This is a genomic window from Methylomonas albis (assembly GCF_014850955.1).
Lineage (GTDB): Bacteria > Pseudomonadota > Gammaproteobacteria > Methylococcales > Methylomonadaceae > Methylomonas > Methylomonas albis.
This window is the reverse complement of the sequence record NZ_JACXSS010000001.1, coordinates 4,960,528-4,984,674: the sequence shown is the minus strand read 5'-3', so window position 1 is coordinate 4,984,674 and position 24,147 is coordinate 4,960,528. Positions and strand designations below refer to the sequence as shown.

The following is a 24,147-nucleotide window of genomic DNA, read 5'->3' as shown; positions in this document are numbered from 1 at the left end:
CAGGTTTTTGGCCGCTCAGCCTTATTTAATTTTTGCTTTGGAGTGCTCTATGAACGGATACCGTCATCTAAAATGCGGTTTGCCTGTTTTACTTCTGGTCGCGGCGCCTTGCCTTGCCGAGCTTAACGCGGTCGGCGAGGGCTTAGCCGCGACTCATAGTGAAGCGCCTGCGGCCAGTTTGATCGTCGAACACATGGATCCTATCGAAACCGACCCGTCGCTGAGCTTGTCGCAATTAGTCGATATCACCTTGGAAAAATATCCGGATCGCTTAGTCGGCGAAGCCTTGGCTCAAGAAGCAGATGCCTTGGCCGAACGCAGCAGTTCCTGGGTGGCCGGTTCAACTGCTTTGGCCTTGGATTATTTCGATGACCGGATAGCTGATGATCTAGGGTCTAGAGAGGCTGCCGCTAAATTTGAAGTGACAACCTGGAAATGGGGGCAACGCGATGCCGGCCAAGCCGTGGCGGAACGCGCCGGTGTTTCGGCGCAAAAGCAATCGGCGGCGGTTAAGCTGGAAGTGACGCGCTTGATCAGAGACGCCTTGTGGAATATGGAAATCGCCAATATCGGTTTGCAACAGGCGCAAAATGCTTTGTCGATTGCCGAGCATTTAATGAAAAAAGTCGAGCGCCGGGTCGAACTGGGTGATTTGCCGCGCGCGGATTTGCTGTTGGCCAAGGGTGAATATCTGCAAAATCGGGCGTTGGTCACCCAAGCCGAGGCGGAGGTGATGCATAGCCGTAAAGCCTATGCCAGCTTGACCACCTTGTCGCGTGTGCCGGGCAATTATCAGGAAAAACAAAGCGATATTACCTCCGTGACCAGCAGCCACCCGATGCTGGAAGCCATCAATGCCATCATTGACCGTAAACAGGCGGAAATTGACTGGACCAAAACCACTGATCCTATCAATCAGCCCAAGCTCAGTGTAGGCGCGAAAAGCCAACGGGACGGACGCAGCGGTCAGGACATAGAGAGCGTTGGGGTCGGCGTGGTGATGCTGTTTGGCGGCGATGCCTATAACGCGCCGGAAATCGCCAAAGTCAATCTGGAGCTGAATAACGCCAAAGCGCAACGCGAGCATCTTTACCGGCAATTGGAGAAAAATCTGCACGAAGCCGAGCATTCGTTGGAAGTGACGCGGGCGGAACTGGCGATAGCCAACGAACTGAAACAAATCGCCGAAACCCATCTGAAAATGACCGAAATCAGCTTTTCCGCCGGTGAAATCAATTTGCTGGATTTATTGAAAATACAAGCACGTAGTCTGGAGGCGATTCGCAACGCCAAACTACAGGAGGTTAAATTGCAGCGCAATATCGCCTTCTACAACCAAGCAGTTGGTGTTCAACCATGAAGCGGCTGATATTAGGTGTGCTGCTGATTCAAGCAGCTAATGCATTGGCGTTGGATAAGCAGATCCACATTTCTCAAGAACAAATAGACAATCTGGATATTAAAGTCGCTCAACTCCAGCCCAGTTCGCAGGTTCCGCTGTTTTATGCGCCGGGAAAAGTCGTAGTACCGGCTGATCATGAAGTATTGATCAGTACCAGCCAGCCTGGGCTGATCACTCAGCTGCCGGCCAATATTGGCGATAAGGTTAGTAAAGGCCAGCTTTTGGCCCAGCTGAATAGCCCGGCGCTGGTAGGCTTGCAACAGGCTTACTTAACTGCGAGTAGCGAATTGAATCTATCCGGCTTGGAGCAACGCCGTGATCAAAAGTTACTGCAGGAAGGTGTCATAGCCGAACGGCGCTGGCAGGAAACACAGATGCTGCATGGCAATAAATCCGCCAAAACCGATGAAGCGCGGCAGTTATTGTTATTGGCCGGTATGTCCGCTGCCGAGATAAAAACTCTGGCGCAAACTCGCAAACTCGAGAATCAACTCAATATCCGCTCGCCTATAGCCGGCGTGGTATTGGAACGAATGACCAGTCTGGGGGCTAGGCTGGACTTGCAAGCGCCGCTGTATCGGATTGCCGATTTATCGGAGCTATGGCTGGAAATTAATATTCCGCAGGAGCGCTTGAATACAATTCGAATCGGCGACCATGTAAGGTTGGAAGATAGCACGGTCACCGCAAGGATCAGCTTACTCGGCCAAAGTGTCAATCGCGACAACCAGACAGTGTTGGCCAGAGCGGTGATAGACGGTAAAACCGACGGTTTAAGAGTGGGTCAGAATGTGAATGTGCAGATCATGCAAAATAGCCCGCAAACCGGTTTTAAGGTGCCTAATGCCGCCATCGCCCAAAATGAAGGGCATGCGTATATTTTCGTGCGTAACAAAGACGGTTTCGTCGTGACCGAAGTTACCGTGAGTGGCAAGCAGGATGTTGATTCGCTGATAGCAGGCCCGCTGTCAGGTAGCGAACAAATTGCGATCAAGGGTGCGGTGGCTTTGAAGGCCAATTGGTTGGGTTTGGGAGGCGATGAATAATGGCCGGGTTAATTCGTTTTGCGTTGACTCAGCGCTTGTTAATCTTGCTTGGCGTGTTATTGCTGACGGGTGGCGGCTATTATGCCGTGATGCACATCCCTATCGATGCATTTCCGGAAGTGTCTCCCACCCAAGTGAAAATTATTGTCAAAGCCAACGGCATGACGCCGGAAGAGGTGGAAGCAAGAATTACCGCACCTATCGAAGTCGAGTTACTGGGCATTCCGCATCAAACCATGTTGCGCTCGCTGGCGAAATACGCGATTACCGACATTACACTGGATTTTGAAGAAGGTACCGATATTTACTGGGCCAGGCAACAGGTTGCAGAGCGGCTAAATACCTTGTGGGGTAATCTGCCGGCGGGTGTTCAAGGTGGTATAGCCCCGATGACTACGCCTTTGGGTGAGATGTTTATGTTTGCGATCGAGGGCGGCGATTTGTCGCTGATGCAACGCCGCGAGCTGCTGGATTGGACTATTAGACCGGCCTTGCGCACCGTAAAAGGCGTAGCAGATGTGAATGCTTTGGGCGGCTTGGTGCGCAGTTTTGAAGTAGTGCCTAACAATACCAAGATGGCGGCGCGCAATATCAATATCGAACAATTGATGGCGGCGCTGGAAAACAACAACCGTAATGACGGTGCCGGGCGGCTGACTGAAGGTGAGGAAGCTCTGATAGTTCGCGCCGAAGGGCGGATTAAGGATGAGCAAGATGTCAGGGCTATTGTGGTGGCGCAGCATGAGGGTTTGCCAATCAGGGTGGAGGATATTGCTGAAGTCCGCATCGGTGCGCTAACCCGCTATGGTGCCGTTAGCAAGGATGGCAACGGTGAAGCGGTTACCGCTGTGGTGTTGAGTCTACGTGGCGCCAATGCCCGCCAAACTATCGAGCAACTCGAAAGTAAACTGGTGGAATTAGGACCCAGCTTGCCGGAAGGTGTGCATCTCAATGTGTTTTATAACCGCGGCGTGTTGGTGGGCAAGGCGGTCAACACGGTTTCCAAGGCCTTAATGGAAGCCATCGTGCTGGTGGTGATTTTACTGATTCTGTTTCTGGGCGATTTGCGCGCGGCATTGACCGTGGCGCTAGCCTTGCCGATGGCGGCAATGGCGACTTTTATTTTGATGAACGCATTTGGCCTGTCGGCCAATTTGATGAGTTTGGGCGGGCTGGCAATCGCTATCGGGATGTTGGTAGACGGCGCGGTGGTGGTGGTGGAAAACGTGATTACCCAATTGGCCGATCACCACAAAGCAGAGCGCTTGCCGCGCTTGCATTTGATTTATCGGGCTACCCGCGAAGTGGCGGTGCCGGTGACTTCGGGGATTTTAATTATCATCATCGTGTTTTTGCCACTGCTGACTTTGCAAGGCCTGGAAGGCAAATTGTTTGGGCCGGTGGCGATGACTATCGTGTTTGCGTTAAGCGGCTCCTTGATTTTGTCATTGACGGTAATCCCGGTATTGGCCTCGCTGTTGTTGAAACAGGTATCCCATGAGGAGCCCTGGCTGCCGCGCAAATTGTTGCAATGGTATCAACCGATATTGGCGTGGTGTCTAGGGAATAACAAAAAAGTCTTTATCGGTGCCGGGGCTATGTTGTTGGCGAGCTTGCTGGTCTTCACTCAGATCGGTAGCACCTTTATGCCGACCATGGATGAAGGCGACATCATTATGCAGTTGGAAAAGCTACCGTCGATTACCTTGGCTGATTCCGTGCTGTTGGACGGCCAGGTGCAGAAAAATATTCTCGAACATATTCCGGAAGTACAAACCGTAGTTTCCAGGGTTGGCACCGATGAGTTGGGCTTGGATCCGATGAGCCTAAACGATACCGACACTTTCCTGATCCTGAAACCCAAGTCGGAATGGCGGATGGATACCAAGGAACAGCTCATTGAAGAGATTCGCAAAATCATGGTCCATACCCCGGGGATTTCGTTCGGCTTTACTCAGCCTATTGAGATGCGGGTTTCAGAAATGCTGACCGGTACCCGCGGTGATGTTGCGATCAAGTTATTCGGTGCCGATCTGGATACACTGAATCATAAAGCGGAAGAAATAGAAACAGTTCTAAAGACTATTCCAGGCTCCAGCGATGTGTTTACCCGCAAAAACGAGGGGATGCAGTTTTTGCAGTTGAGCATAAACCGGGAAGCCGCCGGCCGTTTTGGTCTTGATAGCAATAGTATCGAAACCCTGTTGCGTGCGCAGATAGAAGGGTTGCAGATGGGTATCGTCCAGGAAGGCGTGAAACGCACACCGTTGCTGTTGAGGGGTGATAGCAATACCGCGAACTTCGAGAACTTACAAATCAGTTTGCCCAACGGTGGGCATGTGCCGATTACCGCGGTGGCTAAAATAACGCCGGTGGAAGGTGTTGTTTCCATCAGTCGGGAAAAGGGCCAACGTTTTGTCGTCATTCGCAGCAACGTGGAAGACCGCGATTTGGTCGGATTTGTCAACGAGGCGCGTAAGGCAGTCGCCGACCGCGTTAAGTTGCCAAGCGGTTTTTATGTCGAGTTTGGCGGCCAGTTCGAAAACCAGCAACGCGCTTCCGCCCGGCTGTCGCTAGTGATTCCGTTGTCGCTGGGATTGATTTTTCTGTTGCTGTTTTCTACATTCGGCTCGGTGCGGCAGGCGGTGCTGGTATTGTCGAATATCCCGCTGGCGATGATAGGCGGTGTGTTCGCGTTGTGGCTGTCGGGCGAATATCTGTCGGTGCCGGCTTCGGTCGGTTTCATCGCTCTGCTGGGCATCGCGGTATTAAATGGCGTGGTGATGGTTAGTTATTTCAATCAGCTCTGCGCGACTGGCATGGAGCTGTCACGGGTGGTGATTATCGGCTCCGGTCGGCGGTTGCGGCCGGTATTGATGACGGCTAGTATTGCCGCCTTCGGCTTGATTCCACTGCTGTTTGCATCCGGGCCAGGCTCGGAAATTCAACGGCCGCTGGCTATTGTGGTCACCGGCGGTTTGCTGTCTTCAACCTTGCTGACCCTCATCTTGTTGCCGATACTCTATCGACTATTCGGCCGCCACCCGGAGCATTGCGTATGAGCCACGAGGCATTTTTATTGACTTTGAGCGTGCCCCCCAGCTTGGAAGAAGTCATGGTGGATTACCTGTTGTCCTTGGAATGGCGGCAGGGTTTCACCAGTTTTCCGGCCAATGTTCACGATCATAATCAGCAGGGTTTGTCGCTAGCAGAGCAGGTAGCCGGGCATCAGCGCAAAATTCGTTTTCAAATGTACGTCGAAAGACAAAACATTTCCGCATTATTGACTAAGCTAAAGGCGGATTTTGCCGGTTCCGGGTTACATTATTGGCTGGTGCCGGCTCTCGAACAAGGCGTCATCTAAGCATAAAGCATGCAGAAATGCACAGGGGATGCTACAGTTCAGGCAAACAGCGGTTAAACATTTTTGAATGAGCTATTTTCTGTGCCATACATAGCCCTATGAATATTTTTTTACGACGAATTCCTGCTAATACCAGGCATACTGAAATTTCCGAATTTGTGGCTCCTGCGTTAAAAAGTGGCTTGTTTAGAAAGTCGGGTCGCATAGTCGATGTGGAGATTCTGGCCTTACAGGATTCCCGCATAGGCACTATCGAATATCACGGCGTGGTAACGCTGGATTCCGAACTTTCGGTGCAAAGAGTCATTAAGGGTCTAAAAAATCGACGATTTAACGGCAGAATGGTGGTTGTTAGGCCTTATTACCATCGCAGTTGGTATAACGATCCCCGCCAGAATCAGCCTACTGCGTCGACCGATATAATGGAAAAACGCAAGGGCGATCGTAGGCGCGGCAAATATCTGCAAGTGATCAAAAATGCTTCTGATCGTTTCAATAGCGAAGACGATTTTTTCAAAACCGTTCACCATCAACAATTCTCCATTTCATTTATCGTGCCGCCTCTCATGGAGGGTCCGATGATGGAATGCCTAAGCAGTTTTGAGGAAGAGCTGCTTAATAGCGATACTGGCGAACACCAGATCACTAAATTTCTCACCGAAGCGGATGACGCGGAACAGCAAACCGCGCGCTTTCAAATTTATGCCGAGAAAATGGCAATTTCCGCTTTGCTGGAAAAATTGAAATCCGAATTTGCCGGTTCAGGTATTCATTACTGGATTATGCCGGTGGTGGATAAGGGTGAAATCTAGCTAATATGCGGCTGCTTTAACGAGGAGTTGAACCAACACCTTTCCGGTTGGGAGGGTGTTGGTTCAGTGCTACATGAGATAACGACGGTTCTTACTTTTCCAGCAACGCGAATTTTCCGGCTTTGCCGTTCCATTCGTCGGCATCCGGCAGAGAGTCTTTGACTTCAGTGATGATAGGCCATTTTTTGGCCAATTCCGCGTTCAGCGCAGCGAAGTGTTCTTGACCTTCAGGCAATTCGTCTTCCGCATGGATGGCGTTGGCCGGGCATTCCGGTTCGCACAGTGTGCAATCGATACATTCATCGGGGTCTATAACCAGAAAATTTGGACCCTCATGAAAGCAATCGACGGGGCATACGTCAACACAGTCGGTAAATTTGCATTTGATGCAGTTTTCGGTGATTACAAAAGCCATATTGTTCTTCCAAGGTTAGGTAAATGAACAAGTTTCCGTGCATTGCGGAAACTTTATGGTTAAAAATGCACCTGCCGCGTTTAGCGGCAGGTGGCTGATCGGCAATATAAGCAAAGTGATGGCGGAACTGTGTTCGGCCATCACAATCGGCTTATTTATCTTTGTTACGTTCTTTAACTTCCTTGATCACTTCTTCCGCGACATTGCGTGGGCAAGCGATGTAATGCGAGAACTCCATAGAGAACTGACCGCGACCGGAAGTCATGGTGCGCAAATCGCCGATGTAACCGAACATGTCGCTCAGCGGTACGTCGGCTTTGATACGCACACCGGTAATGCCTGCATCTTGCGATTTGATCATGCCGCGGCGGCGATTCAAGTCACCGATTACGTCGCCGACATGCGCATCCGGCGTGAATACGTCAACTTTCATGATGGGTTCCAGCAACTGCGGAGCCGCTTTCGGGATTGATTGGCGATACGCGGCGCGGGCAGCAATTTCGAAAGCGATGGATGAGGAGTCAACCGCGTGGAAACCACCATCGGTAAGAATGACCTTGAAGTCCAAGCAAGGGAAGCCTGCCAGAACACCTTTGTCGATACTGGCTTTAAAGCCTTTTTCAACAGCAGGCCAGTATTCGCGAGGTACGTTACCGCCGGTCACTTGTGATTCGAATATGAAGCCGCTACCTGGCTCACCTGGTTCGATGATGTAATCGATTTTCGCGTATTGACCTGAACCACCCGATTGTTTTTTGTGGGTGTAGCTGTCTTCGGTGCGTTGGGTAATGGTTTCGCGGTAGGCCACCTGTGGTTTTCCTACGTTGACGTCTACACCGTGGGTACGGCGCAAAATGTCGACTTTGATGTCCAGATGCAGCTCGCCCATCCCTTTGATGATGGTTTCGCCTGACTCTTGGTCGGTTTCGACGCGGAATGACGGGTCTTCTTGCACCATCTTGCCGATCGCGATACCCATTTTCTCGTTGCTGCCTTTGTCTTTCGGCGAAATCGCAATCGAGATGACGGGATCCGGGAATACCATAGGTTCCAGTGTGGCCGGCTTGTCAGGATCACATAAGGTATGGCCGGTTTGCACGTTTTTCAAACCGATTAAGGCCACGATGTCGCCTGCTTGTGCGGTTTCGATCTCGTTGCGGTCATCGGCGTGCATTTCCACCATACGGCCGATACGCTCGGATTTGCCGGTAAAGGTGTTTAATAGCGTATCGCCTTTTTTGATGCGGCCGGAGTAGATGCGGACAAAGTTCAAGGCGCCGAAACGGTCGTCCATGATTTTGAATACCAGGGCGCGCAAGGGGCGGTCGGCATCGACAATCGCGTATTCGCCGGTTGGAACGCCTTCTAGGTCGGTCTCGGGTTGTGGTTTGACTTCGGTTGGGTTCGGCAAATATTCGATAACGCCGTCCAGTACCAATTGCACACCTTTGTTTTTGAAAGACGAACCGCAAAAAGTCGGGAAGAAATCCATCGCGATGGTGCCTTTACGGATGCAGTGTTTGATTTCTTCAACGGTAGGCTCTTCACCTTCCAGATATTTTTCCATGATGTCGTCGTCTTGATCAGCCACTTGGTCGATCAATTTCGCGCGCCATTCTTCCACTTGCTCTGCCATATCAGCAGGGACGTCTTTAATTTCGTATTTCAATGGGTCGCCGGAGTTATCCCACACCCACGCTTTACGAGTCAGCAAATCGACTACGCCGACAAAGTTTTCTTCTTCGCCGATAGGCAGGGTCATGACGACCGGTTTTGCGCCCAATACTTGTTCGACCTGTTTAACGACGCGGTAGAAGTCGGCACCCATTCTGTCCAGTTTGTTGACGTAGATGACGCGAGAGACTTTGGAGTCGTTCGCATAACGCCAGTTGGTTTCAGATTGTGGCTCAACACCGCCGGAACCGCAGAATACACCGACGCCGCCGTCCAACACTTTCAAGGAACGATAAACTTCGATAGTAAAGTCAACGTGCCCAGGGGTGTCGATGATATTGAAACGGTGTGGTTGGAATTGGCTAGTGCTACCCGGCCAAAAACAGGTGGTGGCAGCCGATTGAATGGTGATGCCGCGTTCTTGCTCCTGCACCATGAAGTCTGTAGTCGCCGCGCCATCGTGCACTTCGCCGATTTTGTGGATTTTTCCGGTCAGCTTCAAAATCCGCTCGGTGGTAGTGGTTTTACCCGCATCGACGTGAGCGAAGATGCCGATGTTTCTGTAAAGCGATAGATCAGTCATGGTTATACTCTAAAAATGGACATAAAAACTTTTAAACCCCAGCACCATTGCCACGGTTAGTTGTGGATCACATAGCTGCTAGCCTAGCGAAATATGCGGCCGGTCTTCGCTTTGCAAGGGTCTGAGGCGAAATTCACACGGCTTCTTCAAAGACAAGGTCAATGAAAATCTTCACATTCTAACCGAAAAATAAGAAAAAGCAGAATGTCAATTGCGTGATTTATTTAAGCGGACCGCTGGAGCGGATTTGCAACTCCCTGAGTTGCATCAACACGTAAAGCGATTGCAGGCAGGGGCAGTCTACTCCTTGCCGTTGTGCGGCGCGCACCGCGTTACCGAGAATGGCTTCGGTTTCCATCGTATGGCCGCGTTCAAAATCCAGCAGCATGCTGGTTTTGTAAGGCGGCATTTCGCGCGTCAGGGTAATATGACTTTCGACAATATCAGTCGGCAAGGGGTGGCTGCAAGCTTCGGCAATATTACAGACTTCCTGCATCACTCGGCGAACAAAGTTTTCCTGATTCTGCAATATCGCCTGAGTTGCCAGGCCACCGGACAGCACCGAGAGTGGGTTGAACGGCGCGTTCCAGACGCATTTTTGCCAGCGGCTGGCGATAATATCTTCACTAATGACGCATTCGATGCCGGCTCGCAGGAACAAATCGCGCAAATGCGGCGTGTTGAGTTCATGACTGTTCGACAGATTGCCCAGGATTAGCTTGCCGTAGGCCAGGTGGCTGATCTTTCCCGGAGCAATTCGGTTACAGCAGATAAACGCCAAGCCACTGATTAATAGGTTGTCCGGAAAAGCTTGTTGCAGCTCATGTTCGATTTCGACACCGTTTTGGATCAGCGCAATCGCCGTGTGTGGAGCTACCGCATCGCGAATTAGTGCAACCCGATCGATGTCAGCGGTCACTTTGCTACATAAAATCAGGTAATCGGCTTGACCTTCGTAGTCGGCGGCATTGCGCAATACCTGGCTAGGCATGAATTGCCAGCTACCCAAGGTAGCGCTTTCGATTCGATAGCCCTGCTGTTTGACGATGTCATAATCGGAGCGGCACACCACCGAGACGTCGGCGCCGGCCTTGGCTAACAATCCGCCGTAAAAGCCGCCAATCGCGCCGGCGCCAGCGATCAACACCTTGTTGTTCATATTTCGTCAGCCAGAATCTGCTTTAAAAATGGAATGGTTAATTTGCGTTGTGCGGCCAAGGTCGCGCGGTCGATTTTTTCCAGGAGCAGCCATAGGGCGGTTAAATCGTGAACATAATGATTCAACAAAAATCGTCCTACCGCCGGCGGAATATCGAATCCCAGAAAATGGGCTTTGTAGGTCAGCGCTTCAATCAACTGATCGTCTCGCAAGGGCTGAATTTTTAAGGTCAACCCCCAAGCCATCCGGGTTTTCAGGTCCGGTAAATCAAAGCCTAAAAACTTCGGCGGGCAATCGGCAGACAGCAGCAATTTATAATTGTTCTGTCGATGAGCATTGTAAAAAGCAAACAGCGCATGCTCCCAATCGTCATGGCCGGCAAGCAATTGCATATCGTCGAAGCAAACCAGTTCCAAGTCTTCCAGGCCTTCCAGTAAGGTCGGGGGTGGTAGATTCTTGGCGTCAAAAGCCAGATAGAACGGATCTTTACCTGCCTGTTTGGCCTGCTGACAACACGCCTGGAGCAAATGACTCTTACCGCTACCGGCATCGCCCCAGACAAAAATCTGTTGTTCTTCGCCGTTTGAAGCCAAAGCCTGCAACTGAGCGACGATTTCGGCGTTATCGCCGGGGAAAAAACTGGCAAAGGTCTGATCGCTCTGAAACTCGAATTGCAATGGGACTTGCATCGCGCTAGTACTCAGGCTTTTTCCGCTTTATAGACATACAAGCCAGCACCGAAGCATAGTAGCAGGCTGAACAGCACTTCCAGTAGCGCATACGGTCGTTCTACTTGATTGACATAGGCTTCGGCGGCGCCATGCGCGAAATACGGTAGGCTCAAATAACACATCCAGGTACAGCTTTTCAGGTTGCGGTTTAATAAGCCTTTAAACGGCAGCAATAGCGGTCCGACTGAGATTAACAACAACAATGCCGTTGGCAACTTGCTTGATGGCGACAGTAGTGTGTGCCAAGCCATCATTAACAGAAACAAGCCGAAAAAGCCGATCAAGGCCGCGTAATAGTAATAGATTCGTTGCATGAGAGCGGCAAATGACCAGAGTGATAGAGTTAAACCTGATCTATTATCACAAAGTCTCTGCATTAATGCAGTGCCGCTCGCGTTTTGCCGGACACAAGAGTTGCTCACGATTAGAAAGTCACCCGCCAGTTTGGCGAGTTTTAGTGCGCTGGCCACCGATAGCCAGTGCTTGGCTTACCGTCGCGCAATCCGGTGTCGATATTTACAAAGCCAGGCGCATAGGCACCATTCCTGACAGCTCAAATCCTTGCCGCTGATAAAACCGCTGAGCGAGTTGATTATCGGCATCGGTCAACAAAGTAAGTCGGCGGCAACCATTTTGCCGGGCAAAGTCCACCGCGTGCTCCAGCAATAGACTGCCAACACCTTTGCCGCGTCCGCCAGGCAACACTACCATGTCTTCCAGCCAGGCTACCCGCTCGCCCAGTGCGGTGGAGATTGTGTACAAAAGATTAACCATGCCCACAATCTGATTTTCGTTGCGCGCAACAAAGATACGGCCGATGGTTGGGTCGGCTATGATGCGTGTCAAGCCCCGGCTTTGGGCCTGATAATCCGGTTGAAATTCTGCTTCTTGTCCGAACAGTTCGCTCAGTAGTTGGCAAAGCGCCGGGATGTCGCTCTCGCTGGCTAAACTTATTTCCACTTAACTCTTCCTTTTTTGATTCCAGATTGAATTACTGCAGACCTGTCAGTGAATACTCTAGCGGCTATAGCTTCGAGGATTCGATACAATCAAATCTTGGACGCCTGTCATTGCGTAGCCGGCGCTAGGCTCTCCGCAAGTCACACCGCAGTGGCCTAACTCTGGCGCTTTGATTTTGCTTTGTTCCATACGCGGAGCGACGTTAATAGGCTTAAGCGCAGATCCCTTAAAGCCCTCTGTCGCCTGTTTGGTGCGCGCTTTTCAGGTACAATAACTGTATTTTTTATCTATCAAGTGGCTCCCGACGTGTCGAATAGCAAAAACGATGTCTCTACTTTTCAGGGCCTGATTCTGACCTTGCAGGAATACTGGTCAAATCAGGGTTGTGTGTTATTGCAGCCTTTGGACCAGGAAGTGGGCGCCGGTACGTTTCATCCCGCCACTTTTTTGCGCGCCATCGGCCCGGAGCCCTGGAACTCGGCTTATGTGCAGCCCTCGCGCCGCCCCACCGATGGTCGTTATGGCGAAAACCCCAACCGCTTGCAGCATTATTATCAATTTCAGGTCATCATGAAGCCGTCGCCGGATAATATCCAGGAATTGTATCTGGGTTCACTGCGGCATATGGGCCTGGATCTACTTGAGCATGACATTCGCTTCGTCGAGGACAACTGGGAATCGCCGACTCTGGGCGCCTGGGGCCTGGGCTGGGAAGTCTGGCTCAACGGTATGGAAGTGACGCAGTTTACCTATTTCCAACAAGTCGGCGGTCTGGAATGTAGGCCGGTAAGTGGCGAGATTACTTACGGCTTGGAGCGGATAGCGATGTATCTGCAAGGCGTGGAAAGTGTTTACGACTTGGTTTGGACGCGCGGCCCGCAAGGCGTGGTCACGTATGGCGACGTGTTTCATCAAAACGAAGTGGAAATGTCCGAGTTCAACTTTGATCATGCCAATGTCGACTTTCTATTCCAATGCTTCGACACCTACGAACGCGAATGTCTGATGCTGCTGGAGAAAAACCTGCCTCTGCCGGCTTACGAAATGGTCTTAAAAGCCTCGCACGCCTTTAATCTGCTAGACGCCCGCCATGCCATCTCGGTCACCGAGCGGCAACGTTACATCTTACGGGTACGCCATATGGCCAAATCGGTCGCCGAAGCCTATTACAACCGTCGGGAAGCACTAGGTTTTCCGATTCTCGCCAGACAGGGAGCGTAACATGACCGAGACCAATCATTTATTGTTCGAATTGGGCTGCGAGGAATTGCCGCCAAAGTCCTTGAAAAAACTCAGCCAGGCTTTGCTGGACAACATCATGGCCGGCTTGCAAGAGGCCGGCTTATGCTACAACCAAGGCCGCGCCTATGCCACGCCGCGCCGCTTGGCGGTATTGATTGACGATTTACAAACCTTCCAGGCTGATAAAGTTGTTGAAAAGCGCGGCCCGGCAGTCCAGGCTGCGTATGGCCAGGACGGTACGCCAAGTAAGGCTGCGCTGGGTTTTGCCGCCAGTTGCGGCGCCGCGTTTGAAGATTTGGAAAAACTGGAAACCGACAAGGGTTCGTGGTTGATATTCAAACAAGCAGTTAAAGGCCAAGCCACTGCTGAGTTGATTCCAGACATCATACGTAAAAGTCTGAACAATCTGCCGATTGCCAAACGCATGCGCTGGGGCAGTTTCGACGCTGAGTTTGCTCGGCCGGTGCATTGGGCTGTTTTGCTGCTTGGCTCCGAAATTCTGATTACCGATATTCTTGGCCGCTCCACCGGTCGGGTAACCCGTGGTCATCGCTTTCATTCGCCACTGGATTTGAGTATCGGCAGCCCACACGATTACCTAGACATCTTGAAACAGCACGGCAAGGTGCTGGTCGACTTTGACGAGCGCATGAGCATCATCCGCGATGCCGCGAATCAGGCTGCCAGCAATGTCGGTGGTATTGCCCATATCGAAGACGATTTATTGGAGGAAGTGGCGGCACTCAACGAATGGCCAGTACCGGTAGTCGGTAATTTCGACGCGCGTTTTCTGGAGTTGCCGCAGGAGGTGTTGATCACCACGATGCAATCAAACCAGAAATATTTCCCAGTGAAGAATGCGGCGGGCCGGCTGTTACCGCACTTCATTACCTTCGCCAATATCGAAAGCTCCAACCCCGGCTCAATTCGTCAGGGCAATGAGCGCGTGGTGTTGCCACGCTTGGTTGACGCTGAGTTTTTCTGGAAACAGGATAGAAAGCAATCGCTGGCCGAACGGGTCGAGAGCTTGAAAAGTATCGTCTTTCAGAAGGATTTGGGCACTTTGTTCGATAAAACCGAGCGCGTCGCTAATTTGGCGGCTTTGATCGCGGAAAAGTTGGGTGCCGACGTGGAGCTTGCCAGACGTGCCGCTTTGCTGGCCAAAACCGATTTGATGACCAATATGGTCGGCGAATTCGCCAACCTGCAAGGTACGATGGGCCGTTATTACGCGGCAGCCGACGGTGAACATGCCGACGTGGCGTTGGCCTTGGAAGAACATTATTATCCCAAACAATCCGGCGGTGCGACACCAAGCGGTCAAATAGGCCAAGTACTGGCGCTGGCGGAGAAAATCGACACGCTAGCTGGCATTTTCAGCGCCGGCTTGATTCCGACCGGTGACAAAGATCCTTACGCTTTGCGCCGAGCCACGCTGGGCATTTTGCGGGTGCTGATCGAAAACGGTATTGCGCTGGATGTAGTCAAACTGCTGGATGTGGCGCTGGATCAGTTCAGCCACGGCTTTAATAAAGCCGAAACCCGGCAAAAGCTGATCGCTTTTCTGTTCGATCGCTTAAAAGGCTATTGTCTGGATCAAGGCTACACCAGCCACGAATTCGAAGCGGTGCTGGCTGTCAGTTCGGCTAGCCCTTTGGATTTTATGCTGCGTATTCGTGCCGTGCAAAGCTTTAGAGCCTTGCCGGAAGCGGAAAGTCTGGCGGCAGCAAACAAACGGATTATCAACATTCTGAAAAAATCGGATCAAGCCCCTGCAGAAGTCATTGGTACGCTGGTCGAAGCGGCCGAGAAAAACTTATTGGCGGCAGCCGAGCAATCGGAAACCGACATTTTGCCCCTGCTGGCCGAACAGAATTATCCGCTGGCGTTGAGTCGTTTAGCCCAATTGCGCGATAGCGTCGATGCGTTTTTCGATAACGTGATGGTCAACACCGACGATGAAGCGTTGCGCAACAGCCGTTTGGCATTGCTGGCCAAATTGTCCAATCAATTCCTAAAAATTGCCGATATATCCAAATTACAATCGTGACCGAGCGTTACGTTATTCTGGATCGGGACGGCACTATCAATGTCGATTCCGACGACTTTATCAAATCTCCCGAAGAATGGCTGCCGCTGGCCGGCAGCCTGGAAGCCATCGCGCTGTTAAATCGGCGCGGCTACAAAGTCGTGGTAATCAGCAATCAGTCGGGGATTGCCAGGGGCTTGTTCGATTTGGCGATGCTGGAGGCGATACATGCCAAAATGCTGCAATTAGCATCCAAGGCGGGCGGGAGCATAGAAGCCATTTATTTTTGCCCTCATGGCCCAAACGACATCTGCGACTGCCGCAAACCCCTGGACGGTCTGTTTCGGCGCTTTGCCGTCGACACGCAAGCCGATTTGAGCCGGACTTATGCGATTGGCGACTCCTTGCGCGATATTCAGGCCGCCGAGTTAGCTGGCGCCAAGCCGATTTTGGTCAGAACCGGGAAAGGCGAAAAAACCGCTATTGATAATCCCCAACTCAACGTTCCTATTTTCGATAATCTTTATGACGCAGCCACACACATCGTCTCGACAAGCTGATTTCAGAGTCTATTTAGGCTCGACATTATTGTTCATTTACATAGTCTTCTCGACACTGATTGTCGGAGTAGCCATCTTGGGTGGATTTTTTCTGCCGTTTCCGATGCGCTATAAAATCGCCGATATTTGGATCAACTGCCTGCTGTTTATGCTGAAGTTATGTTGCGGGCTAAGTTATGAAGTGGAAGGGCTGGAAAACATTCCCCGCGATAAAGCCGCGATTATTCTCAGCAAACATCAGTCGGCCTGGGAAACAGTGGCCTTGCGGCAATTTATTTCTCCGCAAACCGCGGTCTTGAAAAAATCGTTGCTGCAAATTCCATTCGGCGGCTGGGCACTTGCCACATTAAAACCGATCGCCATAGATCGGCAAAATCAGAAAGAAGCGCTAAAAATGCTGATTGAGCGAGGTATAGAACGGCTGCAGGAAGGCTTGTTTGTGGTGGTATTTCCGGAGGGAACTCGCGTAGCACCCGGCCATCATAAAAAATTCAACGCAGGCGGCGCGATGTTGGCGCAAAAATCCGGTTACCCGGTAATTCCACTGGCGCACAATGCCGGCGAATTTTGGCCGCGTAACAGCTTTTTGAAATATCCAGGCGTAATTAAGGTAAGGATTGGTCCTGCGATCAGCAGTACTGATAAAAAATCGAAGGATATTAATGCCGAGGCTGAGGCATGGATCAATAAAGCGATGTTGGAGCTCGGCGCGGGATGAACTGAAAGGCAAATCGAACGAGGTTATTAAAATTAACCACATAAAAAAGGCCCGCTTTTGCGGGCCTTTTTTTCAAGCTTAAAAAATTAAAGCGCTACTGAAGTAGAGCTAGAAACTTTTTGTTTTGATGCATCCGGATTGTCCATGCAACCGCTCAGGCCAGCAATCATCAGGGTCATAGCTAAAAGAGATAATACTTTTTTCATAACATCCTCCAAATAAAAGTTTTTTATATTTTTTCGTGTGCTGAATTAAATAGAAAATTAAGCACGGCGGGATTTAAACATGCCAAGGCAGTTTTGCGCAAACGAAATATGCTTGGAGGGGAGAGTATGAGTTCATAAGGCCCACTTGTGTGGGCCTTATCAGGATATTGCTTCCTGTAAAAAGCGATGGTTATTTCAGACCTGAACCTTGTTGGGCAGGTGAGCCATAGCCTTTTGGTTTTGGGTTGCCGCCGTCTGGATCATCCATGCAACCTGCCAAATTTACAATCATCAGCGCCATAGCCAAGAGAGAAAATACTTTTTTCATAACATCCTCCGAATTAAAGGTTTTTTATAATTTTTAATGTACTCACTTTAAGCACGGGCAAATTTATAGCATGACATTTCCGCTCATGCAATACCCTAATTCATTACAAGATATCGATGTCTTTTGGTAGATTGATCTTTATTTCTTTACCAAACCATTGCGCAGAGCCAATTGCTTGCCATTCTCCGGACAAATTGTTGCTCCTTAAGTCTTTTTCCCAGACAAAGGGGGCTCTGATTTTTTTCATTTTAACGATAAATTGTGTGCCATCCAGATCCAAGCTGGTCTTTTTGCCCCAGAAAGCCGTGACCTTCATGATGAATTTTTTCAAGCGGATTTCATCGATATTCGGCGTTACCGCGATGTTGGCCCACATCGAATGCACCCTCCCCCAATTTGGGGCCAATAAGCGGCCTTGATGACTCACAAACGGCAGCCAATGCTCTTCACCGTCGGCATCCAGATAGGTAATGGCCAGTAAACGGTCATAGCCTTCAAAATGGTCGTGCAGATACAAGGCATGCGGAGTAATGCCTAGAAACGTGTGGGACATCATCAATATCGCATTGCTCATATCCGCCAACATGTTGCTTATTGGTGTCTGGCGCGTGTCCACATGCAAGCGGTACAACAAGCCATAGTGGAAGCTGCTATTGAATTGAAACAAGATTAATACCAACAACACTTTGCTGATTTTGTGCACGCGACTTCTGGCCGGCAGCGCGTGCTCCGCTTCAAAAATTCTGTCATAAAGGCTCGGTGGCAAGGTTTCAGCCGAAATAGGCAAGCAACTCACATCGCACGCCAAGCGCGAACGGGAGTCGGCAATCGCGCGATAACGACGGCATATCCATTGATATAACAGCGGCAACTTCATTGCCCAGCCGATAATCGCCGTATAGCGCATTGCGATTAAAATTTGCGCATAAGTATCAACGCCGGCGTAAACCCGGCCATTACTATCCAATGCGTACAAATCGGTTAGCAGTTGCTTCTCGCCCAATTCGGCCAAGGCCGGATAGTCGATTGCGAATACTTGCGCCGGTTTGAAATCGACGCCGTGCAGTACGTCGAAATGATTGAGCGTTAAAACCGTGCGATTGCACAAGGGGCATTGCTGATCGTAAAACACCGTCAATGAAGGCTGTTTAACGCGCAGGAAGGCACCAATGCGTCTATACCAGGCAAACGGCATCACCAAGGCATAGAAAATCAACATTCCCATTCCGAACGGGTAAATATTGAAGGATAGGGTAATGCCCAAATGCAGTGAAATCCCGATCAGAAAATACAGCCATCTGCACTGGCGGCGATGAAAAAACAACAAGAAAGTGAACTGGAAAACAATGATGGTGTAGCCGATAATTTTCTGCAAAATCTCGATATTCAGCAGCCACGACAAATCCAGCGCGGACATGTAGTAGGGAATCGACGACGGCAACCACGCACCCAGGCCGTTACGCCAATGCTCGGCAAACATTTTGTGTATCGCTGAATCGAAGTACAAAAAGCCCAGGCAAAGCGCGACCGGCAGATAATAAGTTAATGCCGACACTTCGGATGTCTTGTACTGGGAATAATGTATAAACGGGCTCAGCAGTTTTTTTCTGAGACTATCTACTGCAAATGCCCGGTCGATCGGCATGAAAATCAAGAAGAAATTGGCGCCGATCATGAACAAGTCGAAGCCGCCGTCGAAATCGCGCTGCATCGGCGTGAAATTGACGAACACCAGCCAGAAAATATAGTTGGCAATACTGGTAGTTTGGCAGCGGTACCCAATGGCTAAACAGAAAGCGACCAGCGCCCAAAGCCAGAGAAAAAACGGAATCATTGGAAACTCGACATCCATGAATGGAATGGGGTCGAATATCAAATGATTGAAATATAAAAGAAAGAAAACTTCTTGCAGCGTCACCAAGCCGAACAATAGCCTGAACAAGCCTACGCCGGTAGCGGGTACTTTTTTGGAATAAAGAGCGTTTACTTTCCGAACTAACAGTTTGTACATATCGGGTTGGCAGGCCAAAAGGTCACGAATTATAAGGTATTTAAACTAAGCCTGCTTCAGGCAAAAAAAAAGCGGCTACGGGATCTATCCGTAGCCGCTTTTTCCAGAAAAGCTTTGTAAGCGAGGGGTATAGCTTACTCTTCGTCTTTAGGTTCAGCAAAAACCCATTTTACAAAAAAGTATCCTGCAGCGATGATAACCAGCGCTCCAATCATGCCCGACGGTTCTTTCAGCATTTCTGTTAAATCTAAGATCGCTCCCATGGGTGCCTCCTACCTTTAGTTAGTTGTTATAAAATGTGCCATGTCTTTGGCGGTCGAGCTTCATATGTTACTTTAGCCACCTTCAAAGTCAAGCGATTCATGGCTGTCGGGGAAACGTCCCACCGTAATTGCCATCCAGGTGGATTATGGTAGTATGCCCTCTCAACCAGATTTTTGAGAATTATAAAAATAGTTAACAGTTACAAGGGGAATAGAGATGATTGGTGGCGTAATAATGATTTTGACGGCAATCTGGGTATATCAAACCCTGATAAAAGCCAAAACCGGTAATATACTGTTGTGGGTTGCCGGCTGTGCCATAGTGTTCTTGGTCATTCAAGTGATGTTCTACAACATCAATATTATGATTATCGACGGATTAGACGGTAAAGATGTCGGCGGTGAATATGATCGCGATCTGACTAGCGTTGGCGATAGAAAAACGCAGGAAGGTGCTGGTGGCTGGTTCATGCCGGTTTTCTTCGAATTATTGCCGCCTTTTGCCGGCGTAATGGCCGTGGCTTTGATTCGTTGCCAGTTTATTTTGAAACAAGCGCTGACACCGGCTAATCTGTTCAGCGGCGTCAAAGAGCTGTTCGTTAGTATCAAAAACAGCTTCAAAACCTCCAGCAACTAAACAGGCTGATCCCGAAGCCCAAGGCAGCTTGGGCTTCGTTACCGACTGAAGTGCCTCAACCGCCGGTAACCGCGGATACGATACTGACTATCGTTAGAATAAATAACACAGTCACGACCAGCCCAACGAGAATATAGGCAGGCAAAGAGCCATGCTGAAAATCAAGCTCTCTATTCTTATTGCTCTGTACGCCGATCGCGGCGGCAATCACGCTTTTTACGACATGCAATAGACTGGGTTTAGACATGATTTCCCTCAAAATTTGGTTTGATAACAATACGGACTAGCCCACCGTACATTCACCCTTGCGAACTTCAGGCAGTATGAACAGCACACAAAGATTACACCAGTTATTATCTCAACGGATTTTGTTTCTGGACGGTGCCATGGGCACCATGATACAGAGCTACAAATTGGAGGAGAAGGATTATCGCGGCGCACGCTTTGCCGACTGGCCTGTCGATTTGAAGGGCAACAACGATTTATTATCAATTACCCAACCGGATGTAATCAAGGCCATACACCGTGCTTATCTGGACGCCGGCTCGGACATTCTGGAAACCAATACTTTCAACTCCACCCGTGTCGCGATGGCTGATTACCGGATGGAGGATCTGGCTTATGAAATCAACGTGGCATCGGCGCGGGTCGCCAAACAGGCCGCCGAGGAAGTCAGTGCGCTGACGCCGGACAAACCCCGTTTTGTCGCCGGCGTGCTGGGGCCCACCAATCGCACCTCATCAATGTCGCCGGATGTGAATGATCCGGGCTTCCGCAACATCACGTTCGATGATTTGGTAAGCGCCTACAGCGAAGCCACTCAAGGCCTGATAGATGGCGGTGCCGACATCATCCTGATCGAAACCGTGTTCGATACGCTGAATGCCAAAGCGGCGATTTTCGCGGTCGAACAGACTTTCGATAAACTCGGCTACAAATTGCCGGTGATGATCTCCGGCACGATTACCGACGCCTCCGGTCGCACCCTATCCGGCCAAACGGCAGCGGCATTCTGGTACTCATTAAAGCATGTGCAACCGATCTCGATAGGCTTCAACTGCGCACTGGGTGCTCAGGAATTGCGCCAGTATATCGAAGAACTGTCCAACATCGCCGATACCTACGTTTCCGCACATCCTAACGCCGGCCTGCCCAACGAATTTGGGGAATACGACGAAACCCCTGAGCAAATGGCCGCTGAATTGGCTGACTGGGCTGCCAGCGGGTATTTGAATATCATCGGCGGTTGCTGCGGCACCTCGCCCGACACCATCCGCGCTATCGTCGCTGCGCTGGATAAATATCCACCCCGCCAGATTCCGGAATTGGAAAAACGCTGCCACCTAGCCGGCCTGGAAGCCATGAGCATCGGTCCGGAAACTTTATTCGTCAACGTTGGCGAGCGCACCAACGTCACCGGCTCCGCAGTGTTCAAAAAAATGATCATTGAAGAGCGTTACGAAGAAGCCTTGGACGTTGCCAAACAGCAGGTCGAAAACGGCGCGCAGATTATCGACATCAATATGGACGAAGGCATGTTGGATTCCAAAGCGGCAATGGTGCGCTTTTTGAATCTGCTGGCAGCCGAGCCGGACATCGCCAAAGTGCCGATCATGCTCGACTCTTCCAAATGGGAGATTCTGGAAGCCGGTCTGAAATGCATCCAAGGCAAGGGCGTGGTTAACTCGATTTCCATCAAGGAAGGCGAGGAGGCGTTTATTAAGCACGCCAAGCTGGTACGCCGCTATGGCGCAGCCGTCATCGTGATGGCCTTCGATGAACAAGGCCAAGCCGATACGATGGAACGCAAGATCGAAATCTGCAGCCGCGCCTATAAAATTCTGACCGAACAAATCGGTTTCCCGCCGGAAGACATCATCTTCGATCCAAATATCTTTGCGGTCGCCACCGGCATCGAAGAACACAACAATTACGGCGTCGATTTCATCGAAGCCACCCGCGTCATCAAACAGACCTTGCCGCACGCCTTAATTTCCGGCGGCGTCTCCAATGTCTCGTTCTCGTTTCGCGGCAATAACCCGGTGCGCGAGGCGATTCACGCCGTGTTCCTTTATCACGCTGTTCATGCCGGCATGGATATGGGTATAGTCAACGCTGGACAGTTGGCGATTTACGCGGACATTCCCGACGAGCTGCGTAACGCCGTCGAAGACGTAATCCTGAATCGGACACCGGAAGGTACTGAAAATCTGCTGGCAATCGCCGAAAAATACCGCGGCAGCGGCCAGGCCGCCAAGGTAGAAACCCTGGAATGGCGCGAATGGCCGGTCAGCAAACGCTTGGAACACGCGCTGGTCAAAGGCGTCGCCGATTACATCGAAGAAGATACTGAAGCGGCCAGGTTGGAAGCCGAAAAACCGCTGCATGTCATCGAAGGCCCGTTGATGGACGGTATGAACGTAGTCGGCGACTTGTTCGGTGAAGGCAAGATGTTCTTGCCGCAAGTGGTCAAGTCGGCGCGGGTAATGAAAAAAGCCGTGGCGTATTTAATGCCATTCATGGACGCAGAAATAGACGGCAGCGAACGGCAAACCAACGGCAAGGTGCTGATGGCCACCGTGAAAGGCGATGTACACGACATTGGCAAGAACATCGTCGGCGTGGTATTGCAATGCAACAATTATGAAGTCATAGACCTAGGCGTGATGGTACCGGCTGAAACTATTTTGAAAACCGCCCGCGAGCAAAACGTCGATGTGATAGGTCTCAGCGGTTTGATCACGCCCTCGCTGGATGAAATGGTGCATGTCGCCAAAGAAATGCAGCGCCAAGGCTTCACGATTCCGTTGATGATAGGCGGCGCCACTACTTCGCGCGCGCATACCGCCGTAAAAATCGAACCGCACTATCAGTCGCCGACCGTCTACGTGACGGATGCATCGCGCAGTGTTGGCGTGGTCAGCTCCCTGCTCAGCGACGATTTAAAAGCCGATTTTGTGGAAAAAACCCGCGCCGAGTATGAAGTGGTGCGCGAGCGTCACAAGGGGCGACACGCCAAGAATCCCCAGCATAATCTGGAAAAAGCCCGGCAGAACAAATTCAATTACGCAGGCCATCAGCCGGTTAAGCCCAAGTTTCTCGGCACCAAAGTTATCGATAATTTCCCGCTGGATACGCTGGTTTGGTATATCGACTGGACGCCTTTCTTCCAGACCTGGGAATTGTCCGGCAGCTATCCGGCCATTCTTAGCGATCACGTGGTTGGCGTCGAAGCTACCAATCTATTCGAAGACGCTCAGGAGATGCTGAAACACCTGATTCGCGAGCAATGGTTGACAGCCAAGGCTGTGATCGGTTTCTTCCCCGTCAATAGCGACGGCGACGACATCGTGCTGTATAGCGACGACAGCCGCAGTCAGCAACGCGAAACGCTGCATCATTTGCGCCAGCAGAACGTCAAGGCGCCGGGCCGGCCCAATTACTGTCTTTCCGATTTCATCGCGCCGGTCGGTAGCGGCGTTGCCGACTATTTAGGTGGTTTTGCGGTAACTTCTGGTATCGGTATTGAAACCAAGTTGGCCGAATTCGAAAAAGATCACGACGACTACAGCTCCATCATGCTGAAAGCGTTAGCCGACCGTTTGGCTGAAGCGTTTGCGGAATACATGCATCAAGCGGTACGCCGCGATTACTGGGGCTATGCGGAAGATGAAGCGCACGATAACCATGCCTTGATCGAAGAAGCCTATCAAGGCATCCGTCCGGCTCCCGGCTATCCGGCTTGCCCGGACCACACCGAAAAAGCGAAGTTATTCGAGTTGCTGAACGTCACCGAAAACACCACTATCGAACTAACCGAAAACTTTGCGATGTATCCGACCGCGGCGGTTAGCGGCTGGTATTTCTCGCATCCTGATTCGCAGTATTTCAACGTCGGTAAGATCGATCAGGATCAGTTGGAGGATTATGCGCGGCGCAAAGGCTTGAAGATCGAAGTGGCCGAACGTTGGTTGGCGGCGCATTTAAACCATTAACCGGCCCTTCAG

General features: G+C 50.8%; 21 protein-coding genes. 11 read left to right on the top strand and 10 right to left on the bottom strand.

What is annotated here, in order from left to right; translation table 11 throughout:
- Positions 1 to 49 precede the first annotated feature (49 nt).
- The 5 genes from EBA_RS22430 (at position 50) to EBA_RS22410 (ending at position 6,624) form a co-directional block, all read left to right on the top strand.
- Positions 50 to 1,360: a TolC family protein gene (locus EBA_RS22430; protein WP_192376807.1), complete on the top strand. Its 1,311-nt coding sequence runs from the start codon at positions 50 to 52 to the stop codon at positions 1,358 to 1,360.
- Complete coding sequence (locus EBA_RS22425; protein WP_192376806.1) at positions 1,357 to 2,448, top strand: efflux RND transporter periplasmic adaptor subunit; 1,092 nt, start codon at positions 1,357 to 1,359, stop codon at positions 2,446 to 2,448. Before EBA_RS22430 ends, EBA_RS22425 begins: the two co-directional genes overlap by 4 nt.
- Positions 2,448 to 5,510, top strand: coding sequence for an efflux RND transporter permease subunit (locus EBA_RS22420; protein ID WP_192376805.1), 3,063 nt, complete (start codon positions 2,448 to 2,450; stop codon positions 5,508 to 5,510). Before EBA_RS22425 ends, EBA_RS22420 begins: the two co-directional genes overlap by 1 nt.
- Positions 5,507 to 5,812, top strand: a complete 306-nt coding sequence (locus EBA_RS22415) for a DUF3240 family protein (protein WP_192376804.1) — start codon at positions 5,507 to 5,509, stop codon at positions 5,810 to 5,812. The genes EBA_RS22420 and EBA_RS22415 overlap by 4 nt, the downstream gene beginning before the upstream one ends.
- Positions 5,813 to 5,910: 98 nt before the next feature.
- Positions 5,911 to 6,624: a DUF3240 family protein gene (locus EBA_RS22410; protein ID WP_192376803.1), complete on the top strand. Its 714-nt coding sequence runs from the start codon at positions 5,911 to 5,913 to the stop codon at positions 6,622 to 6,624.
- Between the two features lie 91 nt (positions 6,625 to 6,715).
- Here the strand turns inward: EBA_RS22410 and fdxA are convergent, their stop codons facing one another.
- The 6 genes from fdxA to EBA_RS22380 all read right to left on the bottom strand — a co-directional run bounded on the left by fdxA (position 6,716) and on the right by EBA_RS22380 (position 12,146).
- Complete coding sequence (gene fdxA / locus EBA_RS22405) at positions 6,716 to 7,039, bottom strand: ferredoxin FdxA (RefSeq protein WP_192376802.1); 324 nt, start codon at positions 7,037 to 7,039, stop codon at positions 6,716 to 6,718.
- Between the two features lie 151 nt (positions 7,040 to 7,190).
- Positions 7,191 to 9,296, bottom strand: a complete 2,106-nt coding sequence (gene fusA / locus EBA_RS22400) for an elongation factor G (protein WP_192376801.1) — start codon at positions 9,294 to 9,296, stop codon at positions 7,191 to 7,193.
- A 220-nt stretch (positions 9,297 to 9,516) separates the two neighbouring features.
- Positions 9,517 to 10,455: a ketopantoate reductase family protein gene (locus EBA_RS22395; RefSeq protein ID WP_192376800.1), complete on the bottom strand. Its 939-nt coding sequence runs from the start codon at positions 10,453 to 10,455 to the stop codon at positions 9,517 to 9,519.
- Positions 10,452 to 11,144, bottom strand: a complete 693-nt coding sequence (hda, locus tag EBA_RS22390) for a DnaA regulatory inactivator Hda (protein WP_192376799.1) — start codon at positions 11,142 to 11,144, stop codon at positions 10,452 to 10,454. The genes EBA_RS22395 and hda overlap by 4 nt, the downstream gene beginning before the upstream one ends.
- 11 nt (positions 11,145 to 11,155) lie before the next feature.
- Positions 11,156 to 11,500: a DUF2069 domain-containing protein gene (locus EBA_RS22385; protein ID WP_192376798.1), complete on the bottom strand. Its 345-nt coding sequence runs from the start codon at positions 11,498 to 11,500 to the stop codon at positions 11,156 to 11,158.
- Between the two features lie 202 nt (positions 11,501 to 11,702).
- A complete protein-coding gene (locus EBA_RS22380; RefSeq protein WP_192376797.1) occupies positions 11,703 to 12,146 on the bottom strand; it encodes a GNAT family N-acetyltransferase in 444 nt (147 codons plus the stop codon).
- Between the two features lie 306 nt (positions 12,147 to 12,452).
- Here EBA_RS22380 and glyQ point away from each other — a divergent pair, with 306 nt between their 5' ends.
- The 4 genes from glyQ to EBA_RS22360 are packed head-to-tail and all read left to right on the top strand — an operon-like array spanning position 12,453 to position 16,695.
- On the top strand, positions 12,453 to 13,367 hold the full coding sequence (glyQ, locus tag EBA_RS22375; RefSeq protein WP_192376796.1) for a glycine--tRNA ligase subunit alpha: 915 nt from the start codon (positions 12,453 to 12,455) through the stop codon (positions 13,365 to 13,367).
- 1 nt (position 13,368) lies between these two features.
- Complete coding sequence (gene glyS, locus EBA_RS22370; protein WP_192376795.1) at positions 13,369 to 15,438, top strand: glycine--tRNA ligase subunit beta; 2,070 nt, start codon at positions 13,369 to 13,371, stop codon at positions 15,436 to 15,438.
- Positions 15,435 to 15,977 (top strand): D-glycero-beta-D-manno-heptose 1,7-bisphosphate 7-phosphatase, encoded by a 543-nt coding sequence (gmhB, locus tag EBA_RS22365; protein WP_192376794.1) that lies wholly within the window; start codon positions 15,435 to 15,437, stop codon positions 15,975 to 15,977. Before glyS ends, gmhB begins: the two co-directional genes overlap by 4 nt.
- Entirely contained in the window at positions 15,943 to 16,695 is a 753-nt protein-coding gene (locus EBA_RS22360) for a lysophospholipid acyltransferase family protein (RefSeq protein ID WP_192376793.1), read from the top strand. Before gmhB ends, EBA_RS22360 begins: the two co-directional genes overlap by 35 nt.
- Before the next feature lie 396 nt (positions 16,696 to 17,091).
- On the opposite strand, the gene EBA_RS22355 is transcribed toward EBA_RS22360, so the two are convergent.
- The 3 genes from EBA_RS22355 to EBA_RS24665 all read right to left on the bottom strand — a co-directional run bounded on the left by EBA_RS22355 (position 17,092) and on the right by EBA_RS24665 (position 19,503).
- On the bottom strand, positions 17,092 to 17,229 hold the full coding sequence (locus tag EBA_RS22355; protein ID WP_192376792.1) for a hypothetical protein: 138 nt from the start codon (positions 17,227 to 17,229) through the stop codon (positions 17,092 to 17,094).
- A 103-nt stretch (positions 17,230 to 17,332) separates the two neighbouring features.
- Positions 17,333 to 19,240 carry a DCC1-like thiol-disulfide oxidoreductase family protein gene (locus tag EBA_RS22350; protein WP_192376791.1) on the bottom strand — a complete coding sequence of 636 codons (1,908 nt, stop codon included), beginning with the start codon at positions 19,238 to 19,240 and terminating at the stop codon, positions 17,333 to 17,335.
- Between the two features lie 134 nt (positions 19,241 to 19,374).
- Positions 19,375 to 19,503, bottom strand: a complete 129-nt coding sequence (locus EBA_RS24665) for a hypothetical protein (RefSeq protein WP_020483807.1) — start codon at positions 19,501 to 19,503, stop codon at positions 19,375 to 19,377.
- A 217-nt stretch (positions 19,504 to 19,720) separates the two neighbouring features.
- On the opposite strand from EBA_RS24665, the gene EBA_RS22345 reads away from it, so the two are divergent.
- The gene (locus tag EBA_RS22345) at positions 19,721 to 20,140 is read left to right on the top strand and encodes a hypothetical protein (protein WP_225616398.1); all 420 of its coding nucleotides are present in this window, start codon (positions 19,721 to 19,723) and stop codon (positions 20,138 to 20,140) included.
- A gap of 55 nt (positions 20,141 to 20,195) precedes the next feature.
- On the opposite strand, the gene EBA_RS22340 is transcribed toward EBA_RS22345, so the two are convergent.
- Positions 20,196 to 20,387, bottom strand: a complete 192-nt coding sequence (locus EBA_RS22340; RefSeq protein ID WP_192376790.1) for a DUF2970 domain-containing protein — start codon at positions 20,385 to 20,387, stop codon at positions 20,196 to 20,198.
- A 76-nt stretch (positions 20,388 to 20,463) separates the two neighbouring features.
- Here EBA_RS22340 and metH point away from each other — a divergent pair, with 76 nt between their 5' ends.
- Positions 20,464 to 24,135, top strand: a complete 3,672-nt coding sequence (metH, locus tag EBA_RS22335) for a methionine synthase (protein ID WP_192376789.1) — start codon at positions 20,464 to 20,466, stop codon at positions 24,133 to 24,135.
- Positions 24,136 to 24,147: the final 12 nt, after the last annotated feature.